General features: G+C 48.8%; 16 protein-coding genes, 1 tRNA gene and 1 riboswitch. Of the genes, 3 read left to right on the forward strand and 14 right to left on the reverse strand.

Annotated elements, in window-relative coordinates; translation table 11 throughout:
• The first annotated feature begins 54 nt into the window (after positions 1-54).
• Positions 55-432 carry a hypothetical protein gene (locus BLR73_RS01950; RefSeq protein WP_091858332.1) on the forward strand — a complete coding sequence of 126 codons (378 nt, stop codon included), beginning with the start codon at positions 55-57 and terminating at the stop codon, positions 430-432.
• 102 nt (positions 433-534) lie between these two features.
• Positions 535-608 (forward strand) — tRNA-Arg (locus tag BLR73_RS01955).
• A gap of 60 nt (positions 609-668) precedes the next feature.
• Here BLR73_RS01955 and BLR73_RS01960 read toward each other — a convergent pair.
• The 8 genes from BLR73_RS01960 to ilvD form a co-directional block, all read right to left on the reverse strand.
• Positions 669-1,274: a hypothetical protein gene (locus tag BLR73_RS01960; RefSeq protein ID WP_091858335.1), complete on the reverse strand. Its 606-nt coding sequence runs from the start codon at positions 1,272-1,274 to the stop codon at positions 669-671.
• Between the two features lie 10 nt (positions 1,275-1,284).
• Positions 1,285-1,770: an RNA polymerase sigma factor gene (locus BLR73_RS01965; RefSeq protein ID WP_091858338.1), complete on the reverse strand. Its 486-nt coding sequence runs from the start codon at positions 1,768-1,770 to the stop codon at positions 1,285-1,287.
• 146 nt (positions 1,771-1,916) lie between these two features.
• Positions 1,917-2,192, reverse strand: a complete 276-nt coding sequence (locus tag BLR73_RS01970) for a type II toxin-antitoxin system YoeB family toxin (RefSeq protein ID WP_028913178.1) — start codon at positions 2,190-2,192, stop codon at positions 1,917-1,919.
• Complete coding sequence (locus tag BLR73_RS01975) at positions 2,189-2,443, reverse strand: type II toxin-antitoxin system Phd/YefM family antitoxin (RefSeq protein ID WP_143010858.1); 255 nt, start codon at positions 2,441-2,443, stop codon at positions 2,189-2,191. Before BLR73_RS01975 ends, BLR73_RS01970 begins: the two co-directional genes overlap by 4 nt.
• 347 nt (positions 2,444-2,790) lie before the next feature.
• On the reverse strand, positions 2,791-3,531 hold the full coding sequence (locus tag BLR73_RS01980; RefSeq protein ID WP_013064244.1) for an acyl-[acyl-carrier-protein] thioesterase: 741 nt from the start codon (positions 3,529-3,531) through the stop codon (positions 2,791-2,793).
• On the reverse strand, positions 3,524-4,066 hold the full coding sequence (gene ilvN / locus BLR73_RS01985; protein ID WP_013063605.1) for an acetolactate synthase small subunit: 543 nt from the start codon (positions 4,064-4,066) through the stop codon (positions 3,524-3,526). The genes BLR73_RS01980 and ilvN overlap by 8 nt, the downstream gene beginning before the upstream one ends.
• A 14-nt stretch (positions 4,067-4,080) precedes the next feature.
• Positions 4,081-5,790, reverse strand: coding sequence for a biosynthetic-type acetolactate synthase large subunit (gene ilvB / locus BLR73_RS01990; RefSeq protein ID WP_033151088.1), 1,710 nt, complete (start codon positions 5,788-5,790; stop codon positions 4,081-4,083).
• 25 nt (positions 5,791-5,815) lie between these two features.
• Entirely contained in the window at positions 5,816-7,618 is a 1,803-nt protein-coding gene (gene ilvD / locus BLR73_RS01995) for a dihydroxy-acid dehydratase (protein WP_091858344.1), read from the reverse strand.
• A 127-nt stretch (positions 7,619-7,745) separates the two neighbouring features.
• Between ilvD and BLR73_RS02000 the strand changes: the two genes are divergently transcribed.
• Positions 7,746-10,199 (forward strand): glycoside hydrolase family 2 TIM barrel-domain containing protein, encoded by a 2,454-nt coding sequence (locus BLR73_RS02000; protein ID WP_091858347.1) that lies wholly within the window; start codon positions 7,746-7,748, stop codon positions 10,197-10,199.
• Here the strand turns inward: BLR73_RS02000 and cbiB are convergent.
• From cbiB to BLR73_RS02030, 6 genes are read right to left on the reverse strand one after another with little or no spacing between them, the layout of a single operon-like run.
• Positions 10,186-11,106 carry an adenosylcobinamide-phosphate synthase CbiB gene (gene cbiB, locus BLR73_RS02005; protein ID WP_091858350.1) on the reverse strand — a complete coding sequence of 307 codons (921 nt, stop codon included), beginning with the start codon at positions 11,104-11,106 and terminating at the stop codon, positions 10,186-10,188. The genes BLR73_RS02000 and cbiB overlap by 14 nt on opposite strands.
• A complete protein-coding gene (locus BLR73_RS02010) occupies positions 11,099-12,520 on the reverse strand; it encodes a cobyric acid synthase (protein WP_091858353.1) in 1,422 nt (473 codons plus the stop codon). The genes cbiB and BLR73_RS02010 overlap by 8 nt, the downstream gene beginning before the upstream one ends.
• Positions 12,517-13,917, reverse strand: a complete 1,401-nt coding sequence (gene cobJ / locus BLR73_RS02015) for a precorrin-3B C(17)-methyltransferase (RefSeq protein ID WP_091858356.1) — start codon at positions 13,915-13,917, stop codon at positions 12,517-12,519. Before cobJ ends, BLR73_RS02010 begins: the two co-directional genes overlap by 4 nt.
• Before the next feature lie 6 nt (positions 13,918-13,923).
• Positions 13,924-15,987 (reverse strand): TonB-dependent receptor plug domain-containing protein, encoded by a 2,064-nt coding sequence (locus tag BLR73_RS02020; protein ID WP_091858359.1) that lies wholly within the window; start codon positions 15,985-15,987, stop codon positions 13,924-13,926.
• Between the two features lie 20 nt (positions 15,988-16,007).
• Positions 16,008-17,168: a sirohydrochlorin cobaltochelatase gene (locus BLR73_RS02025; protein WP_091858362.1), complete on the reverse strand. Its 1,161-nt coding sequence runs from the start codon at positions 17,166-17,168 to the stop codon at positions 16,008-16,010.
• Entirely contained in the window at positions 17,155-19,269 is a 2,115-nt protein-coding gene (locus tag BLR73_RS02030; protein WP_091858365.1) for a TonB-dependent receptor plug domain-containing protein, read from the reverse strand. The genes BLR73_RS02025 and BLR73_RS02030 overlap by 14 nt, the downstream gene beginning before the upstream one ends.
• A gap of 54 nt (positions 19,270-19,323) precedes the next feature.
• Positions 19,324-19,514, reverse strand: a riboswitch (cobalamin riboswitch).
• Positions 19,515-19,542: the final 28 nt, after the last annotated feature.

The raw sequence follows: 19,542 nt of genomic DNA on the forward strand, positions 1-19,542 counted from the left end.
CTATTAGCCATCACTGTTACGTCAATTGCAGGCGCTCAGGGAGCGCGAAACCATATGGCCAATCCGGAGAATCGTAAAGGTATCTACGATACGGCCGCCAAAGTGAGCAGAGATACGGGACTGAAGTTCCCGGAGTTCCGCATTAAGGAGCACAAACCAGGCGAATATCTGGACGGTGGACAGTTCCGCGATACTCTGATTGTGTACTTCTACAAGGGTATCCCCGACTCTGTTTATCGTTCGTTCGAAGAGCGTGCTAAGAGCATCGAGGCTGGTAACGACAGCTGCAAGAGCGTAGAGATCGACAGCGTTACTTATAACTATCAGGACTTTTATGTAGGTGGTTTCTCAAGCTATGTAGGTGTGCAGGTATCCAGGAATTCGCCTTACGGTCGCATCATCTTCGGCAACTGGAAGCCTGCAAAGAAGTAACATCCAAATAAACTTTGCAAAGATTTCAAGGAAAAGTTTGGTAGGTTCGAAAAAAATAACTACCTTTGCAGCCGATTTCTTAAAAAGAAGTCAAACAAGGCTGGTTCGGTAGCTCAGCTGGATAGAGCAACTGCCTTCTAAGCAGTAGGTCTTGGGTTCGAGCCCCAACCGAATCACGAAAAAGTGGGATATTATATAATATCCCACTTTGTATTTTTATAATAAAAATCCTGCTTTTATTTCTTATCGGCAAAGTCATCTATCTCCTTGATGGTTTTATTAAGCGTACGCTTCTCGCGGTAGAAGATATAGAAAACAAATGAAAGACCTATAAGAATGATTACGGCATCCTCGATTAAATGGGTAGTTGAGGGTAATGGAATATTTGTGCCATAATAAATATCAAATAAAATCCATACTATCCATAACAGAAGGATTGGTAAAACAATAAAAAAGGAAAGTTTCTCCCTGCGCCTGAAAGCTGTAAGTCGCTGCTGTACACTGAGCACGTTGTCACATAGCAGATGCTTATCACGAATGGTACTTATGTTCCAGATGCCGAAGGCAGCACTAAGGATAAGTATCAGTTCACAGAACAGAATCGGGCCCCATGAACAACCTACAATGTTTCTAAATACCAGAATCACTATTGGTATCATCACTATATTTATGATAGCTCCCCCGATATTAAGCTGTTTTATCCATGAAATATGTCCTTTTGTTGTTGCAGCCATCAATAGTTTTCTATTTACTATCTCCTGCTCATCCATGCGGTTCTTAAAATCGGCCACTTGTTGGCGAAGTAATTCCAATTCCTGCAAGTTGTCATTCTGATTTTCCATAATTTTGTTTTTATTCGTTTGACATGTTTTTTAATTCCTCCTTGATGCGATAGAGTCGAACAGAAACGTTTTTGACAGTGATTCCCATAATGGCGGCAATCTCCTCATAGCTAATATTCTCCAACCACAGCAAGATGATAGCACGATCGAATTGGCCTAATTTGGCGATGCGTCGTCGTAGCATATCCATCTGTCGTGAGTTCTGGTTGGATTCTGTTTCCTCAAAGGGATTGACACCCATTGTTAAAGGAACTGTTTTGCGACGGCGCTTCTTGCGGTCGAGCGAGATGCACACGTTAAGGCTTACGCGGTAGATCCATGAGCGCACATCACTACGTCCCTTAAACGATGGCAAACTGTTCCATAGGTTTATAAGCACCTCCTGAAACAAATCGGCCACTTCATCCTGGTCGTTAGAGAACATGTAGCAGACGGTGTAAATTGTGCCTCGATGTTCTCTCACTAATTGTTCAAACTCTTGTTCTAAATCTTTCATTTTAGTCTTGATAAATAAACTTTGATAATAAGTCGCAAGAAGGATACAAAAAACTACATAAAAACAAAAAAATGTTGGAAATTCAAACGTTTATTATAAAGTCTGAAAGTTTTTGGTTAGGGATTTTGTTCTTTAAGTAATAGTTGTTATTTGTCATTATAATGGCCCTCTAATTCCAAAACAAGGACAGTTACTACTTCATCATATATATCGTATATTATTCGGTCATGACCAGACAAATGACGTGAATATGTCACATCATTGCCTCCTTTAAGTGCCTCAGGATGCCCTGTGCCTGTTCTTGGATGCTCTTCTAGTTCTGGTAAGAGTTTATAGAGTTTCTTGAAAGAATTAGGATTCGATTTCTTCCACTTCTTAATGACTTTTTGTGCGTCCTCAGAAAATTCTATCTTATAATTCATAATTCCTCCATCCATTTCTGGGCATCTTTTGCACTCTCAAACTTAAGTGTTTTGCCTTCCTGGTACTCTTTTCGAGCCTTCTCTATCTTTTCTGCCATTTTTGGCGTGATAGAGAGATCGTCATCATCCATTAACACGATTGCATATTTCTTTTTATTGCCTCGGTTAATGAATACAAACTCACCAGCATCGACACGGTCGAATGAACTGGCCATGTTCTTTCTGAAATCGGTAAATGATAATGCTGTCATAATTCTATTCATTTATATGTTACGGCGGCAAAGATAGGCAATTTATTATAATCTTCCAAATGTTTATGTACTTTTTTAAGTACTTTTTAATTATTTCTTGATATAATTTGGTGGTAACACAAAAAATGATTATCTTTGCATTGTCCTAAACAACTAACTAAGTTAGTTAGTAGGAAAGGAGCAAAGGGATGCTCCCTGAGAATTGATATACTGGAGTGAAGATCACTTTTGCTACCGCTGTCCACTGGGTAACAAAAAGGCTCGTAAATAGTTGATTATCAAGGTAGGTTCTAGCCCCAACCGAATCACAACAAAAAAGGTTAGCAACTCGCTAACCTTTTTGTTTTTTACTTAAATATTACCTTGCTTCGGCAACATTCGGTATCGCCATCTTTGCAGATGCGGATGCAATATTCGTTCTCGCCTGTCTGCATGCGGTAGAACGAGAGCGTATCACCCTGATGGGCCTCGGCTACGTAAGCTATTTCGAAACGCTTAATCTGATGCTCACGATACCAATCCAAATCCCATAAGTCGAGCACATGCTCGATGTACTTCACGGAATTGATATGCCCATTGATATCTACATCGTTATATTTGGTTTCTACTGTACCAACCAGCTGGGCGCTATCGTCCATCTTTACACGACCGCCTTTATCAATGGGGCATTCCTTGTCATCTACAATCCAGTTGTTGATGGCACCGTTGTCAATCGCAAAGATATCGGTTGGCTGGCGGGTTTCGGTATCAATCATGGCCCAGATACTGCGTCCGTAGCCATATACCTTACCATCCTCGCCTACTACACGGAAGTTACGACTGGTAAAGAAACGCATAGCACTCTCAACCCATGTCTCAACATTAAACTTAGTGTACATCTGTGGCATCTCGTCCATCTCGATGGCCAGTCGTGAGAGTACCCACGAACGCTTGATGGTCATGAGATATTTCATGCCAAAACCACGTGCCGACGAGTGATAATCGGCAGCATTCAGCATGTGATTGCCCATATGGCCCATAAACAATCGCTGCGAAAAGTCGCAGTGAAAGGGCTCTGCTAAAAATTCATATTTTCCTACTTTATCCATTCTCCTGTCTCGACTCTAAGAATTCACTAACCTGCTCCTGCATACCACGGGTTACGGCAATACGTCCACTACGGGTGTACTGTAGCACGCAACCAAACGTGTCGAGGGCGCGGAACAACGAAATAATATCCTCGGTTACACCATGCATCTGTACAATGGTATAGGTGGGATTCACCTCGATCATGCTGGCCTGGAACCTGCGGATAGTACGCGATATCTCAGGATTCTCGAGCACCATCGGGGTTGACAGCTTGTAAAGACCCGATTCACGGATAAACAGCTGTTCGTCGGTAAAGAAGTTGGCCTTTACCACATCTATCTTCTTCTCAATCTGACGGGTAATCTTTACTATCTGATCTTCGTTGCTCCAAGCAGTGATGGTGTACTTATGTACGCCAGGAATACTTGATGCCGATACATTCAAGCTCTCGATATTTACCTGGCGACGGGTGAATACAGCTGTAATCTGATTCAGAATACCAGCCACATTCTCCGAGTAAACCAGCAGTGTATATAATTTCTTCTTATTTTCCATAATTATCAAAACTATTAAATCTCAAGCTGCATTTTGTCAACGTCCATACCTGGAGGTGTCATTGGCAGAACATTATCCTCCTCGAGGATGGCGCACTCCAGCAGGAATGGGCCATCGGTAGTAAGCATCTTCTTTACAAGGCCGGGCAGATCCTTACGATCGACTGCTGCCGCATAGTTAATACCATAACCTTTGGCAATGAGCTCGTAGTTAGGGTTCATCATCTTGGTGAACGATTTACGGCGCATCCAGAACATATCCTGCCACTGGCGTACGTTACCCAGGTAGTGATTGTTCATCACAATCATCTTTACAGGCTTCTGCTGCTCCATGATGGTGCCCAGTTCCTGAATACACATCTGGAATCCGCCATCGCCCATAAAGCAGCATACCGTACGGTTAGGGTCGGCAAAGGTTGCACCGATGGCTGCGGGCAAACCGTAGCCCATAGTTCCCAAACCACCGCTGGTACACAAACTGCGCTTGTGGTGATACTTAAAGTAACGGGTTGCAAACAGCTGGTTCTGACCAACATCCGTAACAAGAACGGTGTCGTCTGGAGACATCTCGGCTACCACGTTTACTACCTCGCCCATCTTCAGCGGACCTTCGGTTGGATGGATGGCTGGCTCGATGACCTTTTCGCGCTCCATAGCGTCTAACTCCTTAAACGAGTCGCGCCACTTCTGATGGTCGTTGGCCTCAATCAGCGCTGTGATAGCAGGTAACGATTCCTTACAATCAGCTACTACAGCTACGTCGGTCTTTACGTTCTTATCTATCTCGCTACGATCGATATCCAAGTGAATAATCTTGGCCTGTTTGGCGTAGGTTTTCAGATTACCAGTTACGCGATCGCTGAAACGCATACCGATAGCAATCAGCACATCGCACTCCTGCTCCTTCAGGTTCACGGCATAGTTACCGTGCATACCCAGCATACCCACATTGAGTGGATGGTTTGATGGCAATGCCGAGAGGCCTAACATGGTACGACCAGCAGGGATATCAGCCTTTTCGAGGAATGCCTGCAGCTCTTTCTGTGCATTACCCAGCTCTACACCCTGACCAACAAGAGCCAAAGGTTTCTTGGCATTATTAATCAGTTCGGCAGCCTTGCGTACAGCCTCGTTATCCAGCTTTGGATAAGGTACATACGAACGAATGAAGTCGCACTTCATGGGCTCCCAGTCGATCTCCTCTACCTGTGCGTTCTTGGTAAAATCGAGTACCACAGGACCAGGACGACCCGTACGGGCAATATAGAAAGCACGACTTACAGCCCAGGCAACATCTTCGGCATGACGAATCTGGTAGCTCCACTTTGAGATAGGCTGCGATACGCCAACCAAATCTACCTCCTGGAAGAAGTCTGTACCCAGAGCGCCTGTTGGCACCTGACCGGCAATCACCACGATAGGTGTAGAGTCCATCATGGCATCGGCAATACCTGTTAACGTATTGGTGACACCAGGACCGCTGGTTACCAAAACTACACCTACCTCGCCACTAACGCGGGCATAGCCCTCAGCGGCATGGGTTGCACCTTGTTCGTGGCGCACCAATATATGGTCGAAACATTTCTTTTCGCCTCGTGTATAATCAAAGAGCGCATCGTAGGTAGGCATGATCGAACCGCCGGGATAACCAAAAATGGTTTTTACACCCTCGGCCTTCAACGCCCTCATCAGCGCCTTTGCACCTGTTATTCTATCCTTCATAATTCATTGTACATTGATCATTGACCATTTAGTCGATTATTCTAACACCGCCTTTATCGGCACTCGATACACTCTGGGCGTAGGCGCGCAATGCCTTGCTAACCACGCGGTTACGCTTAAGTGGCTGCTGTGGGCGTGCTGCCAGTTCGTCGTCGCTCAGTTTTACGCTGATAGAACGACTGGGAATATCAATCACGATGATATCGCCATCCTTTACCTTGCCGATGTTACCACCATTGGCAGCCTCGGGTGAGATATGACCGATACTCAAACCTGATGTACCACCCGAGAAACGACCATCGGTAATCAGCGCACACTCCTTACCCAGGTGCATGCTCTTGATATAGCTGGTAGGATACAGCATCTCCTGCATACCAGGACCTCCCTTTGGTCCCTCGTGGGTAATCACCACGCAGTCGCCACTCTTTACCTTGCCACCCAGAATGCCCTCGCAGGCATCCTCTTGTGAGTCGAACACCACAGCAGGGCCCTCGAAGTGCCACAGACTCTCATCTACACCAGCGGTCTTAACTACGCAACCGTCCTGGGCAATGTTACCAAACAGTACGGCCAGTCCGCCATCCTTGGTGTAAGCATGGGCCAAGTCGCGGATACAACCGTTTTCGCGGTCGGTATCAAGTGTGCCCCACTCTTCGCTCTGCGATCCCATCTTGGTTGAGAAGCGATTGCCAGGAGCCGTCTGATAAATGCGATTAGCTTCGGCATCTACAGCACCATCCACAATACTATATTTCTGCATGGCCTCGTTGAGTGTCAAGCCATCCACACGTGGGGCTGTGCCATCAATCAATCCACCTTTATTCAGCTCGTTCAGAATACCAAGAATACCACCTGCACGACCGCACTCCTGTACCGAGTACTTCTGGGTGTTAGGAGCCAGCTTACACAAGCAGGGAACCTTGCGGCTCAGAGCGTCGATATCCTTCATGGTGAAGTCGGCACCAGCTTCCTGAGCCACAGCCAACAAGTGCAGCACCGTATTGGTACTACCACCCATAGCGATATCCAGAGCCATCGCATTCATAAAGGCCTTGCGGGTAGCAATATTGCGTGGCAATACGCTCTCGTCGCCATTCTCGTAGTAAGCAAAGGCGTTCTTTACCACCTGACGGGCAGCAGCCTTGAACAGTTCGATACGATTGGTGTGAGTTGCCAAAATGGTACCATTACCAGGCAGCGACAGTCCGATGGCCTCAGTAAGCGAGTTCATCGAGTTGGCTGTAAACATACCCGAGCAGCTACCGCAACCAGGACAAGCACACTGTTCTATCTCCTTGATTTCGTCGTCGGTCACACTTGGGTCGGCACCTTTAATCATGGCGGTAATCAGGTCGGCATTCTCGCCGCGCCATTTACCAGCCTCCATCGGGCCACCACTACAAAACACCGTAGGAATATTCAGTCGCATTGAGGCCATCAGCATACCAGGTGTAACCTTATCACAGTTTGATATGCAAATCATGGCATCGGCCTTATGGGCGTTTACCATATACTCTACGCTGTCGGCAATAATATCACGACTGGGCAGCGAGTACAGCATACCATCGTGACCCATAGCAATACCGTCGTCGATAGCAATCGTATTGAATTCGGCAGCATAGCAGCCCATCTTTTCGATTTCCTCGCGCACAATCTGACCAATCTCGTGAAGATGTGTATGACCGGGCACAAACTGGGTAAACGAGTTCACAATGGCAATAATGGGTTTGCCAAACTGCTCGTGTTTCATACCCGTGGCTACCCACAATGCGCGGGCTCCAGCCATTCTACGTCCTTCTGTGCAGACTGCGCTGCGTAACTGGTGTTTCATATACCTATTTACTTTTAAAATCCGAAATTTAGCCGCAAAAATACAAATAAACTATCAAATAGCCAACTATTTCGGAAAATTATTAGTAAATTTGCAGCAAAATAATGATTACTAATAACAAATTGAAATGAAAAAGGGACTAATTACAATGCTGTTGGCAGCCCCGTTATCGGTGTTTGCCCAACAGCGACAGGAAATCACATTGAGCGATAACTGGCTCTTCTCACAAAACAAATCCGATTGGCAAACCGTTTGTGTGCCTCACGATTGGGCTATTGCAGGACCGTTTGATAAGAAATGGGACTTGCAGAAGGTGGCTATCGAACAGAATGGCGAAACCGAAGCAACCGAAAAGAGTGGACGTTCGGGTGCCCTGCCCTGGATTGGCGAAGGACATTATAAGCGAACCATCACTATCCCAGAAGGTTACAAGCATGCAATGCTGGTGTTCGATGGGGCTATGTCCGAACCTACCGTAAGCATCAACGGCATGCAGGCCGGCTATTGGGCCTACGGCTACAATACCTTCCGCGTGAATATCACCCCATTTATACAAACAGGCGACAACCTGCTGGAGGTTGATCTGCAGAATGTAGAAGAGAGCAGTCGCTGGTATCCTGGCGCTGGTATCTACCGTCCTGTAAAACTGGTACTTACAAAATATGGATGGATTGATCCTTGGAAAACTTATATCCGCACCCGCGAACTGAGTGCCAACCAGGCTGTACTTGATGTAAACGTGGGTATCGGCAGTGCGCTGGATGGTGGTTTGAAATTCGATGTGGAGATTTGCGATGCTACTGGTAAAGTAGTAGCAAGCGGCAGTAGTGACGACCTGAACAACGAAGGCATTGCACAAATGGCTATAACCGTTAATCAGCCCCAGCTGTGGAGCCCTGAGTCACCTTATTTATATACTGCTCGCATCAAATACTCGCAGAGTGGCGAACTGCTTGATGAAGTAACACAGAAGTTTGGTATCCGTACCATCAAATGCTCAAAGGATGGTGGTTTCCGGCTTAATGGCGTATCGCGCAAAATTAAGGGTGTTTGCTTGCATCACGACCTTGGTCCGTTGGGTGCCGCCATCAACAAGAGTGCCTTGATCCGTCAGATCAAGATGATGAAGGAGATGGGCTGCGATGCAATTCGTACATCGCACAATATGCCCAGTCAGATGCAGATGGATGTTTGCGATTCGTTGGGTATGATGGTGATGGCCGAGAGCTTCGACATGTGGAAATATCCCAAGTGCAAGAATGGTTATGCACGTTTCTTCGATGAGTGGTGGGCGAAGGATATCACCAACCTGGTGCTTGCCAACCGTAATCATCCCAGCATCATCATGTGGAGTATCGGCAACGAGATTCCTGAACAAGGCAATAAAGTCGAAGGTCCGAAGATGGCCAAGGCCCTGCAGGATCTCTGTCATCAGCTCGACCCCTCACGTCCCGTTACACAAGGTATGGACCGTGTAGATGAAGCCGTAAACTATGGTTTTGCAGCCGTGATGGATGTACCTGGCTACAACTACCGACTGCCTAAATATAAACTGTATTACGATAAGCTGCCACAGGGATTCCTGTTAGGTTCCGAAACGGCTTCAACCGTCAGCAGTCGCGGCGTATATAAGTTCCCTGTCGAGATTAAGGACAACTCGCAGTATGCCTCATGGTCGCCTGGTTATATTCCTGGTGCCGTACTGAAAGAAGACGGACAGTGTTCGGCTTATGATGTGGAGCATTGCTCGTGGAGTAATCTGCCCGACGACGATTGGGTGATGCAGGACGATCTGCCTTGGGTGATTGGTGAGTTTGTTTGGACAGGTTACGACTATCTGGGTGAGCCTACACCATACGATGAGTACTGGCCTGCACGCAGCAGCTATTTCGGTATCTGCGATTTGGCCGGTCTGCCTAAGGATCGTTATTTCCTGTATCGTTCTAAGTGGAACAAGGATCAGCATACTATCCATCTGCTGCCTCACTGGAGCTTTGGCAAGGAACGTGTTGGCAAGGTAACACCAGTTTATTGCTACACCGATTATCCTGCAGGCGAACTCTTTGTAAATGGTAAGAGTCAGGGTAAGGTAACTAAGAATCCAGCCGAGCGTTTGGACCGTTATCGTCTGCGTTGGAACAATGTGGTTTACAAGCCAGGCGAGGTAAAAGTGGTGGTTTACGACACCCAAGGCAACAAGGCTGGCGAGCAGACCATCCGTACAGCTGGCAAACCATCAGCCATCGCTTGTGATGTTTGGACACAGCACGATGCCCCATGTCTGAAGGCCGATGGCGACGATTTAGCCTTCGTTACTGTATCACTTACTGATAAGAATGGCATCATGATTCCAGAGGTCGACGATCAGTTGACTTTCGAGGTAACGGGTGCCGGTAGTTTCGAGGCTGTCTGCAATGGCGATGCCACCAGCTTAGAGTCGTTCAAACAGCCTACTATGAAACTGTTTAAAGGTCAGTTGGTAGTTATTGTTCGTGGTGCTAAACAGCCAGGAACAGTCATCTTGAAGGTAACCGATAAGAGCAGAAAACTGAGTAAGACTATCGAGATTAAAGTAGGCTAATAAGACTACTTGCTAACACGATAACAACCATGATGATTTCAGCTGTGCGATTTACTCGTACAGCTGTTTTCATATCTGCTGTAGTCAACTCGCGATCGTTATCACCAATATAAGGTTTATCGAATACTTCGCCGAAATACTTATGTGGTCCACCAAACCTGCAATTCAGAATGCTGGCTAATGCAGCCTCAGGATAACCGCTATTTGGTGAAGCATGACAGCAACCGTATTTGCGCACGAAACCAAGGCACTTTGGGCACCAAATAACCATCAGTAACGCAGTTAAGCGCGCGGGGATGTAGTTGGCTACATCATCGATACGGGCAGCCCAGCAGCCAAACTGCAGGTAGCGTTCGGTATGGTAGCCAATCATCGAGTCGAGTGTGTTCACCATCTTATAAGCCAGCATACCAGGTGTGCCCAGCAACATCAACCAGAACAGCGGCGCTATTACTCCATCGCTCAGGTTCTCGGCCAAAGTCTCGAGTGCTGCCGTACGTACCTCTTGGGCTGTGAGTTCTGAGGTGTCGCGACCAACGATACGGGCCACCTGCGCCCTACCCTCGTCCAGTGAACGGTCTAAGGCCAGAAACACCTGGCGCACCTCACGTATCAGCGTGGTGCCAGCTAAGCAATAGAATACGATGAGGACATCGAAGATAAGTGAGAACTGAGAACTGAGAACTGAGAGGTATGAATGGATGAGGCATGTGATGGTGAAGACACCGACTATCAGGGATACGGCCAATAGGGCGCCTTTTAGTTGGCGGTGGGTGCCGCGATTCAGATGCTTCTCACCAAAGGCAATCATCCGTCCAAACCACACGATTGGATGCGGCAACCTCACTGGGTCGCCGAATATCAAATCGAGTAGCCAACCTATCAATAATGCTATCGGATTAATCATGACTCATAATCTCATAAATACGCTGTATATCAACATGCTGGCGCACGTGGGCTGCCAACTTATTATACTGCTCGTTCTTAAAAGAATCGGCATCCTGCGCTGTGACAGTCTGCTTAGTACCCAACAGATAGTCGATAACCGACTGATTGTCGAGGAAACCGTGAATATATGTACCAATACAATGATCCGTCTGCATGATCATCTCATCGGTATCACTCACGCCCTGATGAATCTCGTAACCCTGACAGGTCTGACCATTAAACTGGAAACTCACCTGACGGGTGGTCTTCTCTGCGCTCATGGTGGTGTGGATGGGCAGCAGTCCAAGACCAGGCAGACTGGCTATCGAACCTTCCACACCATCAGGATCATCCACCGAAAGTCCCAGCATCTGATAACCACCACAGATACCTATCACCATCTTACCATCGCGATGGGTGCGCATGATAGTCTGTGCACAACCGTTCCGACGCAACTCCAACAGGTCGTCGAGGGTTGATTTCGTGCCAGGCAGGATGATGATATCAGCCTGCTCCAGATCCGAGATATTATTGGTATAAAACAGGTTCACACGCGGATGACGCTCCAGGGTGTCGAAATCGGTATAATTGGAGATATGTCGCAACAGCACCACTGCCACGTTCACCTTTCCAGCTATCAACTGCCGGCGCTTCTGCTCCAGCGCCACCGAATCCTCCTCGTCGATATAGATATCCTTATAGTATGGCACCACGCCTAACACAGGTACTCCACACAGATCCTCGAGCATCCGTCGCCCCTCGTCGAAAAGACGCATATCACCACGAAACTTATTGATGATAATACCCTTGATGAGTTTTCTATCCTCAGGTGTCTGCAGTGCAATACTGCCATAGACCGATGCAAACACGCCACCTCTATCAATGTCACCCACCAGTATCACATCCGCCTGCGCATGGCGTGCCATCGGCAGATTCACCAAGTCGGTTGCACGCAAATTGATTTCCGAGATACTGCCAGCGCCCTCCATCACGATGGGATTATAGCGAGCCGCCAAGCGATCGAAGGCTCCGCATACTTCCTGTCGGTAATCGATATCGGAACAGCCCCGCCGCCAGTAGTCGTAGGCATGCTTGTTGCCCAATGGCTTGCCATGCAGCACCACTTGCGACGTATGGTCAGAACTGGGCTTAAGAAGTAGCGGATTCATATCCGTCTCACAAGGGATGCCAGCTGCCTCGGCCTGTACAGCCTGTGCACGTCCTATCTCGAAACCGTCGGGTGTGGCATAAGAGTTAAGCGCCATATTCTGTGCTTTAAAAGGCGCTGGCGCATATCCATCCTGACGGAAGATGCGACAGAAGGCTGCAGCTAGGATGCTCTTACCCACATCACTGCCTGTACCAACGAACATCAGGGGGTGTAACTTCTTCATAAGTCGCGACCAGGTTTTAGTTGTGCAGCATCATCAAAAGTCAGAATCGCATTACAGAGTGTCGCAGCCAGATTGCTACCGCCTTTACGTCCTTCCACTATCAGTTTGGGAATATCGCGGAAAGGTTTCACCATGTGTTTCGACTCGCACACATGCACAAACCCCACAGGTGCCGCGATGATACCGGCTGGATGCGCTTTGCCTTTGCGCACCAGTTCACACAGTTCCATAAGCGCTGTTGGTGCATTGCCAAAAGCAAACAGTGCATCAGGATGCTCCTCCACAGCCAGACGAATGCCAGCCTGCGTACGCGTGATACCCAAGCGCTCAGCCATCTCAGTGGCACGTGGGTCTGAGAGATAACATTTCACCTTAAGACCCAGTCGCTCTACCGCCCCCTTGCGGATACCACTGGTCACCATCGTCACATCGCTGATGATCGTCTTCAGTGTGCCATCCTTCACCTTCTGATAGAGCGTTTCTACAGCCCCTTCGTCTGAATACAGGATATTCTCCATATCAAAGTCGGCTGTAGTATGGATGGCATGCAGCAGTGCCCATTTATGGTCGAGCGGATAGTCCTGTCGTTTCAGTTCCTTTGCGATGGTGCGGAATGAGGTTATCATGATGTTCTGCCCCACTTTCTCGCCTTCAGCCACCACCTCACGGTAGTAACCGCGTGGCGTAATCAGTCGGCCGTCAGCTATATAGGACTGGGAATTACCGATGATGATGACGGTAAACATATCCACATCCTCAGGGTCGAAAGCGCCGAGAGTCGTCAACTTCACCACCTCGTCGTCGCGACCCGCCTGGCGCACATAGCCCACAGGGGTTTCAGCCGAACGATGCTGCAGGAATATCTCTTGCAAGCGATAAAGCTGCCAGTAGCGCCCATGCGATTTGGGATTATAGACTGCCGTCACAAAGTCACCCATCGCAGCCGCCACTATGCGACGTTCTATCACCTCCCAAGGCGTCATCAGGTCGCTCATCGAGATGATACACATATCATGCCCGATAGGCGCACCCAACAGTGAGGCAGCCTTCTGGAAGGCGGATATGCCCGGCAGCGACACGATCTCGATATCCGAGCCACGTTCGCGGCGCATCTCATAGATCAAGGGCGTCATACCGTAGATGCCGGCATCACCCGAAGAGATCACCACCACCGTCTTATCCTGTTCGGCCAGTTCAAAAGCCTGTTCAGCGCGCTGGCGTTCCTTCTTCATGCCCGTATCGATACACTCACAGTCGGCCTTTACATAAGGCATGATAAACTGAAAGTAATACTGATAGCCCACTATCACGTCGGCCTGTCGCACTGCCTCGAGCACTGCAGGTGTGATGTCCTGCTGCGAACCAGGACCAATGCCAGCTACGATAATCTTTCCCATATCCTTTTAGTTTTTGAATTTCACTTTCAGTCCTACCACCAGCATGCGTCCTGGTGTGTAGAGCGCATACTTGCGCGTAGAAGAGTCTAAGCGACGGTCAACCTTATCGAAGATATTATCTACACCGATGCTAGGCTCCAGATAAGCCCACTTGGGCACATCAAACGCATGCGTGGTATGCAGGTTCCACAAACCGAAACCAGGCGCATCTTCATAACTGCCCGTATAATAAGTCTTCGACTGCAATCGTCCATTCAAGTTCACGGTGAGTGCATATTTTCCCCAGGCATGATGGTAGTTGGCTGCCACCGTAGCAGCGTGGCGCATACTGCGCTCCAGCACCGTCCACACCTCACCACTATGGGTGCGGGCATACGTATAGACATAGTTGGCTGAGAGGTTGAAACCATTGAAGAGATTAGCCGACACATTCATCTGCATACCCTTCACGTCGCCTTTATCACTGTTCTGATACAGGGCGTAGCTCACCATCTTGTCGGCCTGGTCCTGTGTCATCTCCGGGAATTCTGTCATGAGCATCTGCCTACTGGCATCATCCACATCCACATTCTGTTTCACCACCATATCGTTGATACGGTTCAGATAGCCCGTCACACTCACAGCCAGAGCCTGTGTGCGATATTCAGCATTCAGTGCGAAGTAGTTGCTCTTCTCAGGCTTCAGGTCCTGATTGCCAAAGCTGATCTGTGCCTTACCACGATTCACTGAGAAATAGTGGTAGTAGAGTTCATCGAGCCCAGGTGCACGGAAACCGGCAGAGTAAGTAGCTCGGAATCTGAAGTTTCCCGTTGCATACATCAGTGTGGCTTTTGGTGTGAGATGCTGGTCAAACGTCTCATGATGCGTCAGTCGCAATCCCAGTGTCGCCGTCAGGTTCTTCAGCAGCGTCATCTCGTGCTGGGCATAGGCAGCGAGCGAATACACATGACTGTCGATATTACCGCTGGTGGCATTGAGATACTCCTTGCGCCAGTCGGCACCGAAGATGGTGGTTGAGTGAGCCGTCAGTCCTAAGATAGTTTTCAACTGTCCCTCCATCATGCGCTGCTTCTTCGACTGCACGTAGTCGCCAATGGCATTGGTCTTCGTGGCCACATCATACTCCTTGCCATAACGGAAACGGTCCACCACGAAATCGGCCTGAATCGAGTTCTTGGCCGTAAACTTATAGATTCCGCCCACGTTCCATCGCAGTCCTTTGTATCGCATCTCGTAGTCGGTACCGCCAGTGATATCGCTGCGTGTTTCTGGGCGATCGGTTATCTTATATGAATAGTCTATACCCGCATTCAGCGCCAAATGCTTATTGGGGGTATAAGTAAATTTCTGTCCGATGATATCAGAGCGATAGCCGGTGAACAGCGGGGCTATCGACGCCTGAGTTTCTGTGTCGGAACCTTTCACCAGTTCCAGGTCGTTGTTACGATAACTGTCGGCCCTATCATGCATGAACGAGGTATAGGAGCCGAAGCCATTCTTGAAGATGTCGAGACCAACCGACTCTGTGAGCACACCATGCCCTGACAAGCGCGTGTCGCTGCTGACGCTCATCATTTCCTGTGTGGGCTGATCGGTGATGATATTGATAACGCCTGCGATGGCATCACTACCATAGAGTGACGAGGCAGCCCCATCAAGCACCTCGATACGTTTTACGCGCGACATGTTGATACGATTCAGATCCACATTGTTTGAGATGTCGCCCGATAGTTTCTGACCGTTTATCAGAATCAGGATATATTTATTGCCAAGTCCGTTCAGTCTGAGAAAGCTACCCATCGAACTGGGAGCCATCGATGCCTGAGGCATCATACGTGTGAGTGCGCCGTCGAAGGTCGTGATACCTTGTTCACGCATCTCCTGACTAGAGAGCACCCTCACAGGTGTGGCTGTTGATTTCAGGCGCTGGTGATGACCAGAACCGGTAACCACAATTGGATTAAGGTTGTAAGAACGACGGACAGCCGACGAGTCCGTCTGATGAATTTGCGAAAAAGCGGTACTCCCCGAAAGGAGTACCACTAGTAATGCGAATAAATTATACCTCATTTAGCAATTTTAAATCATGATTATTCTGCTGCTGTTGTAGGAGTCGAGAGGGCGTCGTCGGTGCCCAGCTTGGCGATAGCCTCACGGGTGTGGTTCATCCACAACTTGCGCACGGCACTACGCTCAGCCAGTCCGGGGATATACTCCTCGCCGCTCTTATACTTCTTCCAGCAAGCCTCAGTGTAGTTGGTCTCATAGGCAGCAGTCTCAATGCCTGCAGCATTAAACATAGAGAACCAGCTCTCATCATCCTCATCATCAGCCATATCGTTGTGGGCGTGATCACCGGCGATACTCATCAGCACAAACAGCTGAGCCTTCTTGCTTGCATTCTCAGGATAAGATATGGTCTTGGTTACATCGCCAATCTGATAGTCGAATGTGCCACCAGCAATGTGGTTAAGAACATCCTCGGCATAAGTCTCGTCCATATCAACGGTACCTACATAGAAGTTAGGATTGATTTCGCGCAGATACTCCTCGAGCTGCAGATAACGTACGTTACCACCATAGTAGTCGTAACCCTCTGGATTACCATGACCCATGAAAGCCACGATACCCTGAGCCACAGCGGCCTTCACGTCAGCCTCGTTGTTCAGTGTGGTAGCCAGTGTCTTGGCGTCGCTCTCCTCTGCCATCAGTGGGGTACCTACCACCACCTGTCTGTCCAGACTCTTCATGTAAGCATCAGTAAAGTCGCCATTACGGTTGTTCATGAAGTCCTTCACATAGCTGTCGCGCACACGGCGATACTCTTCACCAGGGATTACCTGCAGCGACTGCACCACCACCTGCTTGTAACCAGCCAGTCCGATAGCAGTGAGCCAGTGCTCTGGGTCGTAGTAGTCCTTTGGATCCACATTCTCACCCGCACGGGCATTGTTGATACAGATGGCCGAAGAGAATGAGAGATATACATCCCATCCACCGAACTGAGCCTTGTAGTCATCCACCACCTTATCAAAGGTATCGTAAGCCTGCTCCCAGGTAGAGCCGAAGGCTACCAGCAGGATCACCTTGTCACTCTTCTTCTGTGCATTCACTGTCTGGTTCACAGCCTGCTGATACCTGTCATAGTTCGACTGTGTTGATTTGTTGTCATCATCGCTGTCGCAAGCTGTAAACAGTGCGCTGCCCACTACTGTCAGCATGGCCAGCATCAAAAACTTAATCTGTTTCATTGTTGTTGTAATTAAAATTAGACTTATACTTATTTGATAGTTTCTTACCTTGATTGAGTCTCAGCGTGAGCGAGGCATAGATAGTTCTGCCTGGCGAGGTGGTGCCCAGATGCAGTCCGTGAGGCGTGCGGTCCACGAAATCAAAGATGTTGTCGATACCGGCATCCACTTTCAGCAGTCGGCCTATCTGATGATTGGTTGAGAGTCGCCACAATTGATAACCCTTGCCGTCGCCGTCTATCTGATAGTAGCGCTTACTGCTCAAGCGTCCGTAGATACCCACGCCCAACTGGTATTTCTTTGAGAACTGATGGTTCCAGGTGGCATATACGTTGGCCTTGTGATGCGCCATACCGTCGATGGTCACCTTCTGCATCACGTCGTTCTCAGTGTCATACTGGTTGGCTTCGGTGTCCAGATAGCTGTAGCTACCACCAGCGGTGAAGTGCTTACCCTGATAGCGCACGGTGAAATCCACGCCATAGGTCTTGGCATCTTCCATATTCTGATATTGGCGCACACGGATGGGGTCGTATTTCGTAATCAGTTCGCCCGGAGCCTGCTTGGTAGGTATGGTCACCAGCGTGATCATGCGGTCCACCTTATTAATATAAGGCGCCAAGGTCAGCGTCAGGTGCCCGATGGTATATTCCACGCTGGCACCGAAATAATTCGAGGTCTGTGCCTTCAGGTCTTCATTGCCCAGGTAGAGATACACACCATTCATATTCTTGATATACTGATAGTGCAACTCCTTAGGCGTAGGTGTCTTGTAACCCTGACTCCAGGTGGCTCGCAGTCGCAGGTCGCCCAACTTCAGCATGGCTGACAGTTTGGGTGTCAGTCGGGTGCCGAATCCCTCATTGCGGGTCAGTCGCAAACCGCCTGTGATGTAGAGTGGATCCAGCAGTGCCCACTCGTCCTGCACATACAGTGCTTCGGTATTGTCAGTCGCTTTTCCGCCAGCCACACGCATCGGCGCTTTCAACCAGTCGTAGCGATACTCCAGTCCGGCACTCAACTGCTGCTCATAGGGCAACGCAAAGATTCCTTTCAGCGAGATGTTGGTCAGTCGCTGGTCGCTCTGCAGTTCCTTATCACCGGGGAAGTAAGGGAAATAATTGGTAAAACGGCCGTTCACATAGCCATCCGTCAGCGTGGTGTCGGTATAGGCGTAGTTATAGGCATGCTTCTTCCAGTCGGCATCCAGCGTAATCACGTCGGTCTTGTTCAGCTTCCACTTACCACCTACCGACGCCGACGCATTGTTGTACTGCAGATCCCATGTCTTCACGTCCACACCGGGATGATGACCGCAGGGGCGATAGATGCGCTTCCAGTAGATGCTACCGTCGGCATAGAGTTCGATGGCAGGCGTGAGCTGATAAGTCAGTCGCTCAGCTATCTGCCAGTTGGTATGCCGGTTCACCGTCTTGTTGCGCGAGTCGGTGATGTGGTATTCCGTTTGTTGGATAGCTTCCTCGGCGGTGTTCTGCCAACCGTCGGAGTGCTGCAATTGGAAGTTGGTGTAGCTCGACAGTTTACCATAGTTGAGCGCCACGCCGTTATGCTGCCTGATGTCGCCATAAGAGCCCACGCGCGTGGTGTTCTCCACCATCACGCCCTGTTCGCGATGCTTGCGGGTGATGATATTGATCACACCAGCTATCGCATCACTGCCATAGAGGGCACTCGAGGCACCCTTCACGATTTCTATCTTCTCGATATTATGCGGGTCGATAAGACTCAGGTCGTTCTCGCCACCATTATCACCATGCAGGCGCCTACCGTCTATCAGTATCAGCACATACGCGTTGCCCAGACCATTCATCTGCAGTCTGCTACTCATATCGTTCTCGCTGAAATCGAACGATGCCGTGAGTCCCGACAGGATATCCTCGATACTCTTGCCGGCATACTGCTGCAACTGCCGGCGACTGATTACCTCGGTCTGCACGGGCGCATCTTTCAGCAGGTGCTGCGTACCAGTACCTGTCACCACCACCTCCTGCAAACTATCAGCACGCCAAATGTCCGTCTGGGCATTTACACCAATAGCAAGCAAACTCAGGCCTATTGCCAATTGCTTCTCTAGTTTCATTACTATCAAATTATCACAACCGCTAACTCCTGAACGGTCTAAAGTTAAATTGTCAATCTTCAATTGACATTCGGCAGGTCTTCTGACTTTCCTCAGTCTGCCTTACCTTCCCGAGCCTGTGGCTCAGTGGCGTTATACAGGCAAACCCTTTTTGCGAGGATTACAGCTGCAGGTACAGTTACGGATTCTCACCGTATTCCCTTTTCATCGTAGTGGCATCGGCCACCAGATGACCTTATTTTGGCGACAAAGGTACAACTTTTTTCGGTTAAC

The organism is Prevotella sp. khp1, assembly GCF_900102205.1.
Lineage (GTDB): Bacteria > Bacteroidota > Bacteroidia > Bacteroidales > Bacteroidaceae > Prevotella > Prevotella ruminicola.

Coding starts and splice junctions, on each gene's coding strand:
- ilvN (WP_013063605.1), bottom strand. CDS start 4,066: ATGGAAAATAAGAAGAAATTATATACACTGCTGGTTTACTCGGAGAAT.
- BLR73_RS01980 (WP_013064244.1), bottom strand. CDS start 3,531: ATGGATAAAGTAGGAAAATATGAATTTTTAGCAGAGCCCTTTCACTGC.
- BLR73_RS02030 (WP_091858365.1), bottom strand. CDS start 19,269: ATGAAACTAGAGAAGCAATTGGCAATAGGCCTGAGTTTGCTTGCTATT.
- BLR73_RS01975 (WP_143010858.1), bottom strand. CDS start 2,443: ATGACAGCATTATCATTTACCGATTTCAGAAAGAACATGGCCAGTTCA.
- BLR73_RS01950 (WP_091858332.1), top strand. CDS start 55: ATGGCCAATCCGGAGAATCGTAAAGGTATCTACGATACGGCCGCCAAA.
- ilvD (WP_091858344.1), bottom strand. CDS start 7,618: ATGAAACACCAGTTACGCAGCGCAGTCTGCACAGAAGGACGTAGAATG.
- BLR73_RS02010 (WP_091858353.1), bottom strand. CDS start 12,520: ATGAAGAAGTTACACCCCCTGATGTTCGTTGGTACAGGCAGTGATGTG.
- BLR73_RS01965 (WP_091858338.1), bottom strand. CDS start 1,770: ATGAAAGATTTAGAACAAGAGTTTGAACAATTAGTGAGAGAACATCGA.
- cbiB (WP_091858350.1), bottom strand. CDS start 11,106: ATGATTAATCCGATAGCATTATTGATAGGTTGGCTACTCGATTTGATA.
- BLR73_RS01970 (WP_028913178.1), bottom strand. CDS start 2,192: ATGAATTATAAGATAGAATTTTCTGAGGACGCACAAAAAGTCATTAAG.
- BLR73_RS01960 (WP_091858335.1), bottom strand. CDS start 1,274: ATGGAAAATCAGAATGACAACTTGCAGGAATTGGAATTACTTCGCCAA.
- BLR73_RS02025 (WP_091858362.1), bottom strand. CDS start 17,168: ATGAAACAGATTAAGTTTTTGATGCTGGCCATGCTGACAGTAGTGGGC.
- cobJ (WP_091858356.1), bottom strand. CDS start 13,917: ATGGGAAAGATTATCGTAGCTGGCATTGGTCCTGGTTCGCAGCAGGAC.
- BLR73_RS02000 (WP_091858347.1), top strand. CDS start 7,746: ATGAAAAAGGGACTAATTACAATGCTGTTGGCAGCCCCGTTATCGGTG.
- BLR73_RS02020 (WP_091858359.1), bottom strand. CDS start 15,987: ATGAGGTATAATTTATTCGCATTACTAGTGGTACTCCTTTCGGGGAGT.